Origin of the sequence: Streptomyces sp. RG80, assembly GCF_040446465.1 — a bacterium.
Taxonomy (GTDB): Bacteria; Actinomycetota; Actinomycetes; order Streptomycetales; family Streptomycetaceae; genus Streptomyces.
On sequence record NZ_JBEAAJ010000002.1, the window covers coordinates 279,155 to 292,702 of the forward strand.

Below are 13,548 nucleotides of genomic sequence, written 5' to 3' on the forward strand. Positions count from 1 at the left end.
TCAGGCTCCCAGTCCGAGGATGCGGTCGGCGATGATGTTCTTCTGGATCTGCGAGGTACCGCCCATGACGCTCTGCGCCCGGCTGTAGAGGTAGGCGTTCAGGGACTCCGCGTCGCGGGTGCCGCCGACCGCCAGGGCCGCGTGTCCGACCGTCTGCTCGGTCCAGGTCATGAGCAGCTTGTCCAGCGACCCCTCCGGGCCGTGCGAGACACCGTCGAGCCGCTCGGACAGCCGCCGCCGTACGTGCAGCCGCAGCATCTCCGTCTCCACGACCGCCCAGGCGAGCTCCGGCGGCGGGGTCCCCTCGGTACGGGCCGCGAGCTCGCGCACGAGCTTGCCGTACCGGGCCGAGAAGCCGAGCGTGGCGGGCTCCCGCTCGTGTCCCACGACCGTCATGGCGAGCGCCCAGCCCTCCCCCGGCGCGCCGACCATCTGGTCCGCGGGCACGGTCGCGCCGTCGAAAAGGACCTGGCCGAACTCCTTGGTCACCCCGCTCATCATCTTCAACGGGCGCTGCTCGACGCCGGGTTGGTCCATGGCGACGACGAACGCCGAGATGCCCTTGTGGCGGGGAGCGGCCGGGTCGGTCCGGGCCAGGAGCAGGCACCAGTCGGCGACGTCGGAGTAGCTGGTCCAGATCTTGTGGCCGCGCAGGACATAGGTGTCGCCGTCGCGGGTGGCCGTGGTGGTGAGGGAGGCGAGGTCGGAGCCGGCGCCGGGTTCGCTGAAGCCCTGGCACCAGCGTTCGGTGCCGTCGATCATGCCGGGCAGGAAGCGGCGGCACAGCTCCTCGCCGCCGTGCCGGCCCAGGCCCTGGACGAGGTAGCCGAGGCTGGGGCGGGGCGGGGTGCCCGCGCGGGCCAGTTCCTCGTCCAGGATGACGTCGTAGACGGGCGGCAGCTCCTGACCGCCGTAGGCCTTGGGCCAGGACAGGCCGAAGAAGCCGGCCGCGTGCAGGGCCCGGTGCCAGTCGCCCTGCCGGGCCCAGTAGGCGTCGCCCGAGGTCGGGAACGTGCCGGCCCGCTCGGTCAGCCAGGTCCGCAGCCGGCTCCGGAAGGCGGCCTCTTCCGGGGCGTCACGAAAGTCCACGGTCGATCTCCTCCAGGCGTACGGGGAACAGTTCGGTGGACGTCAGGGCCCGGCGCAGATGGACGTGGGCGAGGCAGTCCCAGGTGTTGCCGATGCCGCCGTGGACCTGGATCGCCGTCTCGCAGACGGTGCGGGCGGCGCGGGCGCAGTAGAGCTTGGCGATACGGGCCGCCCGGATCGCCTCTTCGGGCGGCAGCTCGTCGACGGCCCATGCCGCGTGCCGCAGGACGCTCACCGAGCCCTCGATCAGGGCCAGTCCCTCGGCGAGCGGATGGGCGACGGCTTGGTGCCGTCCGATCGGCCTGCCGTACTGCTCACGCAGCTTGGCGTGGTCGACGGCGAGCGCGTGGGCGCCGCGGGCCGTGCCGACCAGGTCGGCGGTGGTGGCCACGAGCCCCAACGCCCTTCGCCGGGCGGCAACTTCACCGGTCAGCGTCCCGACGGGTTCCGGTGGTCCGGTGACGCAGGCGTCGGGGCGGGTCAGGTCGGGTCCGGGCAGCTCGGGGCCGAGAGCGGCGGCCAGTACACGGTCGCCCTCGGCGAAGACGCCCTGCCGCAGGCCGCGCGCGTCCCGTGCCTGGCCGTCCACGACGACGGTCGCCGAGGAGATCCCGGGGGCCAGGTCGTCGGCGAGCACGGGGCCGAGCAGTGGTACGTCGACCAGACCGCGCCCGAACTCCTCGACGACCAGGGCGACTTCCACCCCCGACGCGCCGTCCGAGCGCAGTGCGCGCCACCCGGTGGCCTCGACCGCCTTCTCCAGCCGCGCGCGTCGGTCGGTGTCGTCCAGGTCGAGGACGGAGCCGGGTCCGAGGTCGTCGGCCAACCGGGCGGCAGCGGACCGTAGTTGGCGTTGCTCAGGGGTGAGACGTACGTCCATGACGCTCCTTGAGGACCCGGCGCAGGACCTTGCCGGACGGGAGTCGGGGGATCTCGGGCACGAACTCCACCTGGCGGGGCCGCTTGTAGGAGGCGAGCCGGGACCCGACGAGGTCGATCAGCTCGGCCGCCGCCACCGGGCGGGTCGTACGGACGGCCGCGACGATCGCCTCGCCGTCCGCCGGGTCGGGCACGCCGAACACCGCGCAGTCGGCGACCGCGGGATGGCCGTGAAGGACGGCCTCGACCTCCGCGGGCGCCACCTGGAACGCCCGCACCTTGATCATCTCCTTGGAGCGGTCGGTGAGCCGCAGCCAGCCGTCGGCGTCGACGCTGCCGACGTCCCCGGTCCGGTACCAGCCGTCGTGGAAGGCCTCCGCCGTGGCCTCGGCGGGCAGGTATCCGGCCATCAGGGAGTCCGACCGCACCTCGATCTCCCCGGTCTCGCCCGCGCCGACCGTCGTCCCGCTCTCCAGCGACACCACCCGCACACTCACCCCGGGCACGACCTGCCCCGCCGTGTCCAGACGGGCCCCACCGAGGGGGTTGCAGGCGATGACGGGCAGCTCGCTGGCCCCGTAGGCGGGCACCCAGGGGACGCCCGTGCGGCGCGTCACGGTCTCGGCGACGCTCGGGGTGACCGGTGTGGCGCCCCACATGATGTAGCGGAGCGAGGTGAGGTCGTACGACTCCAGTTCCGGGTGCGCGGCGAGGGCGAGCGCGATCGGGGCGACGGCCATCTCGACGGTGATGCGGTCGAGTTCGATGTGGTGCAGCAGCCGGTCCAGGTCGAAGCGCCGGTGCAGCCGCAGCCGGGCGCCGGTCTCCAGGGCGGTCACGATGTTGAGCAGGCCCAGGATGTGCGAGGGCGGTGTGGCGATCTGGATACGGTCCCGTGCGGTCAGCCGCAGGGCGTCCCGCCAGTGCCGTACGGCGGCGGCGAGGGACTCGTGGGTGTGGCGTACGGCCTTGGGCATACCGGTGGTGCCGGAGCTGAACACCAGGACGGCGTCGGCCTGTTGTGGGGGTCGCTCGAAGGAATCCGGCCCGGGTGCGATCGGCTCGTCCAGGTGCCGCATCGGCATGAGCTCCGCCAGTACCGGGTGGTCGCCGACGGCGTGCCCGGGACCAGTGACCTCCAGGGCGTGTTCGACCTCGCCCCGCTTCCAGGCCGGGCTCAGCAGGACGACCGCCGCGCCGAGCCGCCAGACGGCCTGGACGGCGCTCACGAACTCGGGCCGGTTGGACGACATCAGCGCGACCCGGTCACCCGCCCGCACGCCCCGGCCGTGCAGCTCGTCGGCCAACCCGTCGGCGAGGCCCGCCAGTTCGGCCAGGGTGTACTCCCGGTCCTCGAAGACCAGCGCGGCCCGTTCGCTCATCTCTCGCCCCCGCCCGTTGAGAGGGTCCCATCTACTCGATGAGAATAGTATTCTCGCATTGACAGAACCTTGATACCAGAGCTCGAGGAGGGCGTCCATGGCGAGCCCCGCCCTGTTCCGGCGTGCCACCGTCGTCAAGATCGTCCAGGAGACACCCGACGCCCGGACCTTCGTCCTCGACCCGCACGACGGCCCGTTCGCCTACCAGGCGGGGCAGTTCTGCGTCTTCCGGGTCCGGGTGAACGGCAGGGATCTGCTGCGCTCGTACTCGATGTCGAGCGCGCCGGAGACGGACGCCGAGCTGATGACGACGGTCAAGCGCGTGCCCGGCGGCAAGGTCTCGAACTGGCTGCACGACCATCTCGTCGAGGGCGACGAGGTCGAACTCACCCAACCCCGGGGGCTGTTCTGTCTCCGTCCGGCCGAGACACCGCTGCTCGGTTTCAGCGGCGGCAGCGGGATCACCCCGATCCTGTCGCTGGCCAAGAGCGCGCTGGCGACGACCGGCCGCCCGGTGCGGCTGCTGTGCGCCGACCGGGACCGGGCCTCGGCCCTCTTCGAGGCGGCGCTGGCGAAGCTGGTGGCCGACCACCCGGACCGGCTGACGGTCGTACGCCATCTCGACGCCGACCGGGGTTTCATGGGGCCGGACGCGATACGGGAGTTCGTCGGCGCGGACGGTGGCGCGGACGCGTACGTGTGCGGGCCTGAGCCGTTCATGGAGCTGGTGGAGTCGGCGCTGCCGGGGCCGGGCCGGGTGTTCAGCGAGCGGTTCGGCGGGGCGCCGAGGCCTGCGGCGGCGGTCCCGGAGACGCCCCCGCCGGATCAGGGCACCGTGACCGTCGTCCTCGGCGCCAAGCGTGCCTCCGTGCCCAAGCACCCGGGCGAGACCCTGCTCCAGAGCGCCCGCCGGGCCGGTCTCACCCCGCCCTTCTCCTGCGAGGCGGGCAACTGCGCGACCTGTATGGCCAGGATCACCGAGGGCAGCGCGACCATGCGGGTGAACGACGCGCTGACGGCGGACGAGGTGGCCGAGGGCTATGTCCTGACCTGCCAGGGCGTGCCCGACGAGGGATCGGTCACCGTCGTCTACGAGTGAGCGCCCAGCTCGGGCGGCGGACTGTACACCGGCTCGTACCCGGCGACCCTCACGGGGCTGCCGACGAGCCGGAAGTCACCGGCCCGCACGATCATCTCCGGGGTCGCATCCAGCGCCTCGGGGAGCGTGCGGACGGCGGCGGCCGGGATGCCGAGCGGCCGCAGCCGCGCCTCCCAGCCCCGGGCCGTGTCGGCGCCGAGCGCCCGCGTGACGGCGTCGAGGACCTCGTCCCGGTGCGCGGCGCGCTCGGCCATGGTCGGGAAGCCCTCGATCCCGGTCTCGGCGGCGAAGGTCTTCCAGAAGCCGTCGTGCGTGATGAACAGCGCCAAGTGCCCGTCGGCCGTGGGGAAGAGCTGGGCCGGCACATAGTAGGAGTGGGCGCCGTACGGCAGCCTGCGCGGCTCGACGCCGTCGTTGAGATAGGCGGACGCCCGGTAGTTGAGCTGGGCCAGCATCACGTCCCGCAGCGCCACCTCGACCTGCCCGCCGCGTCCCGAGACGATCTGCGCGAGCAGGCCCAACGCGGCGGTCAGGCCTGCGGAGTTGTCGACCGAGGAGTATCCGGGCAGGGTCGGCGGGCCGTCGGGGTCGCCGGTGAGGGCGGCTACCCCGGTGGCGGCCTGGATGACGTAGTCGAAGGCCGGGTCGTCGCCGCCGTCGAGGCCGTAGCCGGTGACGGCGACGCAGACGATCCGCTCGTTGTGCCGGCGCAGACTCTCGTACGTCAGCCCCAGCCGCCGTATGACCGACGGCTTGAGGTTGACCAGGAGGGCGTGTGCGTCGGCCGCCAACTCGCCCAGGCGGGACTGCCCTTGGTCCGTGGTCAGATCGAGACGGACGCTGCGCTTGCCGCGGTTGATGCTGGCGAAGTAGGCGGCGCCGACCTGTCGTGAGAGGTCCCCGCCGGGCGGTTCGACCTTGGTGACCTCGGCACCGAGGTCGGCGAGGAGCATGGTCGCGAACGGGCCCGCGAGGATGTGCCCGACCTCGAGAATGCGCAGACCCGCGAGGGGCCCGGGAGCCGCTTCGGCGTCGCGCCGGGGCTCTCGCCCGTCGGCCCTCACCTCAGTTCCGCCGCGACGCGCGCGATCATCTCGCGGGTGCGGCGTTTGGAGGCGACGAGTTCGTCGCGGCTCTCGCCGAGGGGCAGCAGACGTACGGAGAGGTCGGTGACGCCGGCGTCGGCGAACCGCCTGAGCCGTTGCAGGATCGCGGTCTCGTCGCCCGCCGCGCACAGGTCGCCGACGTCGCGCGCGTCGCCATAGTCCAGCAGGCGCTGGTAGTTGGGGGAGATCTCGGCCTCGCCGAGGATCCGGTTGGCGCGTTCGCGGGCGGCGTCGGTCTCGGAGGGGCGGCACAGACAGACCGGGATGCCCGCGACGATCCGGGGTGCGGGGCGTCCGGCGGCCTCGGCGGCCTTGGTGATACGGGGGACGACGTGCTCGGCGACGGCGCGTTCGTCGGCCATCCACAGCACGGTGCCGTCGGCCCGCTCGCCGGCGAGGGTCAGCATGACCGGTCCCAGGGCCGCGAGGAGGATCGGCAGCGGGGCCACGGGGGCGAGGTCGAGGGGGTTGTGGACGGTGTAGGTGCGGTTCTCGACGTCGATCGGGCCCGGGCCGTTGCGGGCGGCGTCGAGGACGTCGAGGTAGTCGCGGGTGAGGCCGGCGGGGCGTTCGTAGGGCAGGCCGAGCATGTCCTGGACGATCCAGTGGTGCGAGGGGCCGACGCCGAGCGCGAGGCGGCCGCCGGTGGCCGCCTGGGTGGAGAGGGCCTGGCGGGCGAGGGCGACGGGGTGCTGGGCCTGGAGGGGGACGACCGCGGTGCCCAGCTCGATGCGGCTCGTCCGGGTTCCCATCAGCGCCACGGCCGTCAACGCGTCGTAGTCCGTGGGTATCTGCGGGATCCAGGCGGTGTCCAGGCCGGCCGACTCGGCCCACTCCGCGTCGGCCAGCAGCCGCTCGGTCTTCCGCGCGCTGTCCCCCCGCTCGGGCCCGATCATGACTCCGATCCGCACGTTCCCTCCAGATGTCAGGTCAGATGTCAGGCGCCAGGTGTCAGGCGAGGTGTCGGGGCGCGGTGAGGGCGCGTACGTCCGCCACCACGACGTCCAGGGGTGTGCCGGTGGGGAACACGGCGGCGGCGCCCGCGGCCTTCAGGCGCGGCACGTCGGCGGGCGGGATGGTGCCGCCGACGACGACCGTGATGTCCCCCGCGTCCGCGGCCCGCAGGCCCGCCACCGTCCGGGCCGTCAGCGCCAGATGCGCCCCGGACAGCATGCTGAGTCCGACCATCGCGACGTCCTCCTGGACGGCGGTCGCCACGATGTCCTCGACCTTCTGCCGGATACCGGTGAAGACGACCTCGAAGCCCGCGTCCCGCAAGGCCCGCGCCACGATCTTGGCGCCGCGGTCATGGCCGTCGAGGCCGGGCTTGGCGATCAGGATCCTGGCGCCCATCAGAACACCACCGGCTGCCGGAACTCGCCCCACACGTTCTTGAGGGCGGTGACCATCTCGCCCACGGTGCAGTAGGCGCCCGCGCAGTCGATCAGCGGGCCCATGAGGTTGTCGGTGCCCTCGGCGGCCCTCGACAGCGCCGCGAGCCGGGCCCGGACGGTGGCGGGGTCCCGCTCGGCCTTGACGCGGGCGAGCCGTTTCAGCTGGACCTCGCGCCCCTTGGCGTCGAGTTCATAGGTGGCGACGTCGGGGGCGGGCTCGTCCTCGTCGACGTACCGGTTGACGCCGATGACGGGCCGCTCGCCCGCCTCGACCGCCCGGTGCAGACGGTAGGCCTCGTCCGCGATGAGCCCTTGCAAGTAGCCGTCCTCGATCGCCCGGACCATGCCGCCGTGCCGCTCCAGATCCGCCATGATCTCGACGATCCGCTCCTCGGTGGCGTCGGTGAGCGCCTCGACGAAGTACGAGCCGCCGAGCGGGTCCGCGACGCGGGCGACGCCCGTCTCGTGAGCGAGGATCTGCTGGGTGCGCAGGGCGAGCGTCGCCGACTCCTCGCTGGGCAGGGCGAAGGGCTCGTCCCAGGCGGCCGTGAACATCGACTGGACGCCACCGAGCACGGAGGCCAGCGCCTCGTAGGCGACCCGGACGGTGTTGTTGCGGGCCTGCGGCGCGTACAGCGAGGCACCTCCCGCGACACAGCCGAACCGGAACATCGCCGCCTTGTCGGAACTCGCCCCGTAGCGCTCGCGGACGATCGTGGCCCAACGCCTGCGGCCCGCCCGGTACTTGGCGATCTCCTCGAAGAAATCGCCGTGCGTGTAGAAGAAGAAGGAGACCTGCGGGGCGAACTGATCGATCGTCATGCGCCCGCGTTCCAGGACCGTGTCGACGTACGTCACCCCGTCGGCGAGCGTGAACGCCATCTCCTGCACGGCGTTGGCCCCGGCGTCGCGGAAGTGCGCGCCGGCGACGGAGATCGCGTTGAACCTCGGCACCTCGGCCGCGCAGAACTCGATGGTGTCGGCGATCAGCCGCAGCGACGGCTCCGGCGGCCAGATCCAGGTCCCGCGGGAGGCGTACTCCTTGAGGATGTCGTTCTGGATGGTGCCGGTCAGCTTCGCCCGGGGCACGCCCCGGCGTTCGGCGGCGGCCACGTAGAAGGCGAGCAGGATCGCCGCCGTGCCGTTGATGGTGAAGCTGGTGCTGATCCGGTCCAGCGGGATGCCCTCGAAGAGCACCTCGGCGTCGGCGAGGGTGTCCACGGCGACGCCGACCCGGCCGACCTCCTCGCTCACCTCGGGGTCGTCGGAGTCGTAGCCGCACTGGGTGGGCAGGTCCAGCGCCACCGAGAGTCCGGTGCCGCCCTGCTCCAGCAGATACCGGTAGCGACGGTTGGAGTCCTCCGCCGTACCGAACCCGGAGTACTGCCGGAGCGTCCACAGCCGCCCCCGGTAGCCGGAGGCGTAGTTGCCGCGCGTGAACGGGAAGGTCCCCGGTTCCGGCGGCTCGACGACCCGGTCCGCCGGTCCGTAGACCGGCCGGAGCGGGATGCCGGACGAGGTCTGGGCGAAGTCATTCATCGTTCGGATACGCTACTTGCAGAAAATGAGAATGCCAATACCGCTACGGAGAATCGAACCCCGTCTACGCTCACCGCATGGAACCGGTGGATCTCGACGACTGGCACACCGCCGATCCCGCGCGGGTCGCACAGGCCGCCGCCCGGATCGCCGACTCGCTCCCTCTGACCATCGGCATCGCCACCCGGCAGCCGCCGGAGCGGTTGAGCGCACTCCTCCAGCCGCTGTCACTGACGCTGGCCGGACCACAAGTGGACGCCACTCGGCGCGAGTTGATATCTGTGCCGGACCCGTGGAAGGCATACGCCGAACTGACCGAAGTCGGCGATCGCCGCCCGCAGACCACCGTGACGCTGGACCGGCTGCTGCGCCAGACACCCTCGCTCGGCACCCTCGACGGGCTGGCCGCCGAGGCGGCGGCGTACTCGATGCTGCTGGGCGGGAAGGAGTTCGCCGCCTGGCTGACCGAGCGCGGCCCCCGCGCCGCGCCGCCCCTCGACGGGGAGTGCGTCCGGCTGCGGCGGGACGGGGGCAGACTGTCCATCCTGCTCGACCGTCCCGAACGACGGAACGCGTTCGCCTTCCGGATGCGCGAGGAACTCTACGACGCCCTGGAGCTCGCCGTTCTGGACGACATGGTCACGGAGGTCGAACTCACCGGCGTGGGGCCGGTGTTCTGCAGCGGCGGCGACCTCGCCGAGTTCGGCACCGCCCGCGATCTCGTGGCCGCGTATCTGGTACGGCTCGACCGGGCACCCTGGCGGCTCGTCGACCGGCTGCGGGACCGGGTGACCGTCCGGGTGCGGGGTGCGGCCGTGGGTGCCGGCGTCGAGATGGCCGCCTTCGCCGGGCATGTGGTGGCCTCGCCGGACGCCTTCTTCCTGTTGCCGGAGGTGGGGATGGGGCTGGTGCCCGGCGCGGGCGGCACGGTGAGCGTGCCGCGCCGGATCGGACGCTGGCGGGCGGCGTGGATGATGCTGAGCGGGGCCCGGGTGGACGCCGCTACCGCCCGGCGCTGGGGGCTGGTGGACGAGATCGACGGCCATGAGCGCTGACGTTCTGCTGCGCGACGTGCGGGTTCCTTCGCAGGCGGGACTGGTGGACTGTCGGGTCCGCGGGGGCATCGTGGCGGAGATCGGCCCTCGGCTACGGCCGCGCGACGACGAGCCCGTCCTACGAGGTGAGGGGGGCGCCCTGCTGCCGGGGCTCGCCGATCACCATCTGCATCTCGCGGCCATGGCGGCACTGGACTCGTCCCTCGACGCCTCCGGCGTCCCGCGCGACGAGCTTGCGTCCCTGATCGCACGGGCCGTCCCCGGCGAGGACGGGTGGGTACGGGCGGTCGGGTACGACGAGGTGGTCCACGGCGACCTCGACCGGGACGTCCTCGACGGGTGGAACCGGGTGCTGCCGGTGCGGGTGCAACACCGCTCCGGCGCGCTGTGGGTGGTCAACTCGGCCGGGCTGGAACGGCTCGGGGACACCGGAACCAGGCTCGAACGGCTCGGAGACACCGGCGTCGAGCGCGGGCTGCTGTGGCGTGCCGACGCCTGGCTGCGCGAGCGGCTCGGCGCGCGGCCCCCGTCCCTGCGGGCGGTCGGTGCCCGGCTGGCCGCTCTCGGGGTCACCCATGTCGCGGACGCCACGCCGGACGCGGGGGCAGCAAGGGTCGTGCCCGACGCGGTGCGGCGCGGTGAACTCCCCCAGCACGTCATGGTGATGGCCGCCGACAGCGACCCGGCGGAACATCCCCGGCTGAGCGTCGGCCCGGTGAAGCTGGTGGTCGCCGACCACGCGCCCCCTGACCTAGCCGACCTCACCTCACGCATACGGCGGGCCCACACCGCGGGCCGCCCGGTCGCCGTGCACTGTGTGACCCGCGTAGCCCTCGCCCTGACCCTGGCCGCGCTGGACGGGGCGGGCGGCATGCGGGGCGACCGCGTGGAGCACTGCGCGGTCGCCGACACTTCCCTGGCACGGGAGTTGGCGGTACGCGGCGTCCGGGTCGTCACCCAGCCGACGCTGGTGACCCGGCGCGGCGACGACTACTGGGGTCGCGTGGATCCCGAGGACCGGGCGGACCTATGGCCGTACGGCGGTCTGGTGCGGGCGGGCGTCCAGGTGGCGGCGAGCAGCGACGCACCGTACGGGGACCCCGATCCCTGGGCCTGTCTACGAGCTGCGGCCGAGCGGCTTACCCCTTCCGGGCGGGTGCTCGGTCCCGGCGAACGTGTCCCGGCCGACGTGGTGTTGAGCGGTCTGCTGTCCCCGCTGCACGATCCGGGAGGGCTGCCACGGCGCGTCGAACCGGGTCGGCCCGCCGACCTCGTACTTCTCGACCGGCCGCTGGGCGAGGCGCTGTCCGCGCCCGACGCCGGGCATGTGCGGGCCACCCTCATCGCGGGGCGGGTGGTGTACGGATGAGGGCGTTGTCGGCACCCAGGTCGGCGGCGGCCCCCGCCGGGACCGGCGGTCGCGGCGGGAGCACCCGTCGGGTGTGGCCGGACCACGGGCAGGTCACTGTCCATCCGTCGGCGTCCCGGCGTACCGGATGCGGCCCGTGCTCCGGCTCGGGGGCTCCGGCGAAGGCGGCGGCGACATCGCGCATCGAGACGTCGATCAGCTCCCCGCCGCCTCTGGCCAGGGCCGTGAACGCGCCCAGGGCGCCGGCCAGTCCGGTGAGCGGGTCGGCGATCGCGTCGCCGCAGAAGACCGGGCCGTACGGCGTCCGCGCCACCAGTCCCCCGGCAACTGCGGCGTCGTCGCCGAAGGCGACCCGGTCGGGGTGGCTCCTGCCGTAGCCGGTGACAGCGACCCACACCTTGCCCGGGCGGTGCTCCAACCGCTCGACGGCAAGGCCCAGTTGGGCGAGCGCGCGCGGCCGGGACGCCTCGATCACCACGTCGGCGGCATCGACGAGTTCGGCGAGCGCCGTACGCCCCTCGGCCGTGGTGAAGTCGACGGCGACGCTCTCGTGGCCGGCGTGCAGCCAGTCGTAGAACCGTCGGTTCCCGGATCTGGCGCCGTCGGGTCTGCGCGTGCTCTCGACCTTGACCACCCGGGCACCCGCGAGCCCCAGCAGGTGGGCACAGAGGGGGCCCGCCCAGAGGGAGGAGAGATCGACGACGAGGACGCCGTCGAGGCCTGTCCTCGTGGCGGGTCCGGCGATGCGTGAGGTGCGGTAAGGCGTGTCGACCGGTGGGGGCCGGGTCGGCAGCGCGGCGGCCGGGAGCCCGAACAGGCGGACGTGCTCGGCGAGTTCACGGGCCTCGGTGGCGCGGGCGGCGGTGGCGAGGTCCTGCCACGGGTCGTGGACGTCGGTGCGGCCGAGGATCGCGGGGACCAGGTCGAGGTCGTCGGGGCGGGCCAGGGTGATGGCACACCAGCCGTCGGCGGCCCGCAGCAGTCGGGTGGCGCCGCCCGCGGAGGTCCGGCCGCGCCGGGTCAGGCCGAGGGCGCCGGCGCGGGCGCCGAGGAGGAGGGCGGGGTCGATGTCCACGGGGAGCGCGTCGACGAACTCGCGCAGGCGGGGCATGAGGCCGCCCGGCGCGAGGAGCGGCGGGCCGTCGTCCTCGCCGGTGAGCGCCATGGCACCGGACGCGGCCCAGTCCAGGTGCGGGCATCCCGGGTCGGGATCGTCGGGGTCAGGGCTCATCGACCGCGTTCGCACTGCGGTGTCGCTGCGGGAGCCTCTTCAGGGCGATCTCCCCCCACTGGAGGTTCGACCGTTCGAAGGCCATGCCGCCGAGGAGGGTGAGGTAGGGGCCGATGCGGTCGGCCTCGGCGAAGTACTCGTCCTCGGTGCGGCCGGCCAGCATGCGCTCCCGCATCCGTTCGTAGCGGGCCAGTTTGGCGGTGGACCGCTCCACGCGTTCGACGACCGCGGCCCGTACGGCGTCGGCGTCACCGATGTCGACGCACTGGACCTTGACCATCAGCTCGTCACGGATGGCCGTCGGCTTCGCGGGCACCTCGGCGATGTAGGCGCGCAGAACCTCCCGGCCGGCCTCGGTGAGGGAGAACAGCCGCTTGTTGGGGCGGCGCTCCTGCTCGACCACGCGGGCCGAGACGAGCCCGTCGGACTCCATCCGCTCCAGTTCGCGGTAGAGCTGCTGCGGGGTGGCCATCCAGAAGTTGGCGACGGAGGCCTCGAAGCCCTTGGCGAGGTCGTATCCGGAGGCCTCGCCCTCCAGGAGGGCGGCCATCACCGCGTTGCGCAGAGCCATGCCCTCAACCTAATTGATTACTCAGAGGGGTGCGTAGGCGCAGGCAGGAGCACCGGGAGCAGTTCGGGGCGCTTGGCCCGCCGGCCGTCGCCGGACGACCGGCCACGGACCCGGCGTACGAGCCACGGGCCGAGGAAGGTGCCGGCCCAGCGCAGTTCGCCGCCGACCGTGCGCAGTCCGGAGGCGGTGCGCCGGTCGGCGGGCAGGGGCAGGGTCCAGCTGTCGTCGCTGCCCGGCAGGCCGAGGGCGTCGGCGACCGCGGCGGCGATACGGGCGTGGCCGAGCGGGCTGGCGTGCAGCCGGTCGGCGCTCCACAGGCGCGGGTCGGTCACGACCGGGTGGTGCGAGGTCTCGGCGACCACGACACCGTGCCGGGCCGCCGCCTGGCGGATGCGGTCGTTGAGGGCGAGGACGCGGGGGCGGAGCGGCCGGGCCAGCGGGGTGATCCGGGCGACGTCCGGGAAGGTCACCGTCGCCACGCGCGCGCCCTGCGCGGTGAGCGCGGCGAACATCGCCTCCAGGTGTCCGGCCACCTCGTCGGCGTCGAAGCCCGACCGCAGCAGGTCGTTGACCCCGGCGACGACGGTGGCGAGGTCGGGCCGCAGGGCCAGGGCGGGCGCGAGTTGCTCGGCCCGTACCTGGCCGGCGAGACGGCCCCGGACGGCGAGGTTGGCGTAGCGCAACTCCGGTGTGTGCCGGGCGAGTTGCTCGGCGAGCCGGTCGGCCCAGCCGCGCAGTCCCGCCGCGTCGTCGCCGTCGCCGCACCCTTCGGTCTGGCTGTCACCGAGGGCGACGTAGCGCAGGGGCCCGTTCTCCGTCATGACCGACCGCCTC

General features: G+C 73.2%; 13 protein-coding genes. 3 read left to right on the plus strand and 10 right to left on the minus strand.

All coding sequences use genetic code 11. From position 1 onward, the window contains the following. The 3 genes from ABKA17_RS07270 to ABKA17_RS07280 are packed head-to-tail and all read right to left on the minus strand — an operon-like array spanning position 1 to position 3,350. On the minus strand, positions 1-1,089 hold the full coding sequence (locus tag ABKA17_RS07270; protein ID WP_353691047.1) for an acyl-CoA dehydrogenase family protein: 1,089 nt from the start codon (positions 1,087-1,089) through the stop codon (positions 1-3). Further along, the gene (locus ABKA17_RS07275) at positions 1,076-1,969 is read right to left on the minus strand and encodes an acyl-CoA dehydrogenase family protein (RefSeq protein ID WP_353691048.1); all 894 of its coding nucleotides are present in this window, start codon (positions 1,967-1,969) and stop codon (positions 1,076-1,078) included. Before ABKA17_RS07275 ends, ABKA17_RS07270 begins: the two co-directional genes overlap by 14 nt. Further along, positions 1,947-3,350 (minus strand): class I adenylate-forming enzyme family protein, encoded by a 1,404-nt coding sequence (locus ABKA17_RS07280; protein WP_353691049.1) that lies wholly within the window; start codon positions 3,348-3,350, stop codon positions 1,947-1,949. The genes ABKA17_RS07275 and ABKA17_RS07280 overlap by 23 nt, the downstream gene beginning before the upstream one ends. 97 nt (positions 3,351-3,447) lie before the next feature. Here ABKA17_RS07280 and ABKA17_RS07285 point away from each other — a divergent pair, with 97 nt between their 5' ends. After that, complete coding sequence (locus ABKA17_RS07285) at positions 3,448-4,449, plus strand: 2Fe-2S iron-sulfur cluster-binding protein (protein WP_353691050.1); 1,002 nt, start codon at positions 3,448-3,450, stop codon at positions 4,447-4,449. Here the strand turns inward: ABKA17_RS07285 and ABKA17_RS07290 are convergent. From ABKA17_RS07290 to ABKA17_RS07305, 4 genes are read right to left on the minus strand one after another with little or no spacing between them, the layout of a single operon-like run. After that, positions 4,440-5,513, minus strand: coding sequence for a CaiB/BaiF CoA transferase family protein (locus ABKA17_RS07290; RefSeq protein WP_353691051.1), 1,074 nt, complete (start codon positions 5,511-5,513; stop codon positions 4,440-4,442). The genes ABKA17_RS07285 and ABKA17_RS07290 overlap by 10 nt on opposite strands. Beyond that, positions 5,510-6,466: an LLM class F420-dependent oxidoreductase gene (locus ABKA17_RS07295; RefSeq protein ID WP_353691052.1), complete on the minus strand. Its 957-nt coding sequence runs from the start codon at positions 6,464-6,466 to the stop codon at positions 5,510-5,512. The genes ABKA17_RS07290 and ABKA17_RS07295 overlap by 4 nt, the downstream gene beginning before the upstream one ends. Positions 6,467-6,506: 40 nt before the next feature. After that, the gene (locus tag ABKA17_RS07300) at positions 6,507-6,908 is read right to left on the minus strand and encodes a cobalamin B12-binding domain-containing protein (protein WP_353691053.1); all 402 of its coding nucleotides are present in this window, start codon (positions 6,906-6,908) and stop codon (positions 6,507-6,509) included. Beyond that, the gene (locus ABKA17_RS07305; protein WP_353691054.1) at positions 6,908-8,488 is read right to left on the minus strand and encodes a methylmalonyl-CoA mutase family protein; all 1,581 of its coding nucleotides are present in this window, start codon (positions 8,486-8,488) and stop codon (positions 6,908-6,910) included. Before ABKA17_RS07305 ends, ABKA17_RS07300 begins: the two co-directional genes overlap by 1 nt. Before the next feature lie 77 nt (positions 8,489-8,565). On the opposite strand from ABKA17_RS07305, the gene ABKA17_RS07310 reads away from it, so the two are divergent. Then, a complete protein-coding gene (locus ABKA17_RS07310; protein ID WP_353691055.1) occupies positions 8,566-9,543 on the plus strand; it encodes an enoyl-CoA hydratase/isomerase family protein in 978 nt (325 codons plus the stop codon). Further along, on the plus strand, positions 9,533-10,912 hold the full coding sequence (locus ABKA17_RS07315; protein WP_353691056.1) for an amidohydrolase family protein: 1,380 nt from the start codon (positions 9,533-9,535) through the stop codon (positions 10,910-10,912). The genes ABKA17_RS07310 and ABKA17_RS07315 overlap by 11 nt, the downstream gene beginning before the upstream one ends. Here ABKA17_RS07315 and ABKA17_RS07320 read toward each other — a convergent pair. From ABKA17_RS07320 to ABKA17_RS07330, 3 genes are read right to left on the minus strand one after another with little or no spacing between them, the layout of a single operon-like run. Continuing rightward, on the minus strand, positions 10,884-12,143 hold the full coding sequence (locus ABKA17_RS07320) for a CoA transferase (protein ID WP_353691057.1): 1,260 nt from the start codon (positions 12,141-12,143) through the stop codon (positions 10,884-10,886). The two genes, ABKA17_RS07315 and ABKA17_RS07320, sit on opposite strands and share 29 nt — an antisense overlap. Continuing rightward, positions 12,133-12,714 carry a PadR family transcriptional regulator gene (locus ABKA17_RS07325; protein WP_353691058.1) on the minus strand — a complete coding sequence of 194 codons (582 nt, stop codon included), beginning with the start codon at positions 12,712-12,714 and terminating at the stop codon, positions 12,133-12,135. Before ABKA17_RS07325 ends, ABKA17_RS07320 begins: the two co-directional genes overlap by 11 nt. Positions 12,715-12,731: 17 nt before the next feature. Then, positions 12,732-13,535 carry an SGNH/GDSL hydrolase family protein gene (locus ABKA17_RS07330; protein ID WP_353691059.1) on the minus strand — a complete coding sequence of 268 codons (804 nt, stop codon included), beginning with the start codon at positions 13,533-13,535 and terminating at the stop codon, positions 12,732-12,734. Positions 13,536-13,548: the final 13 nt, after the last annotated feature.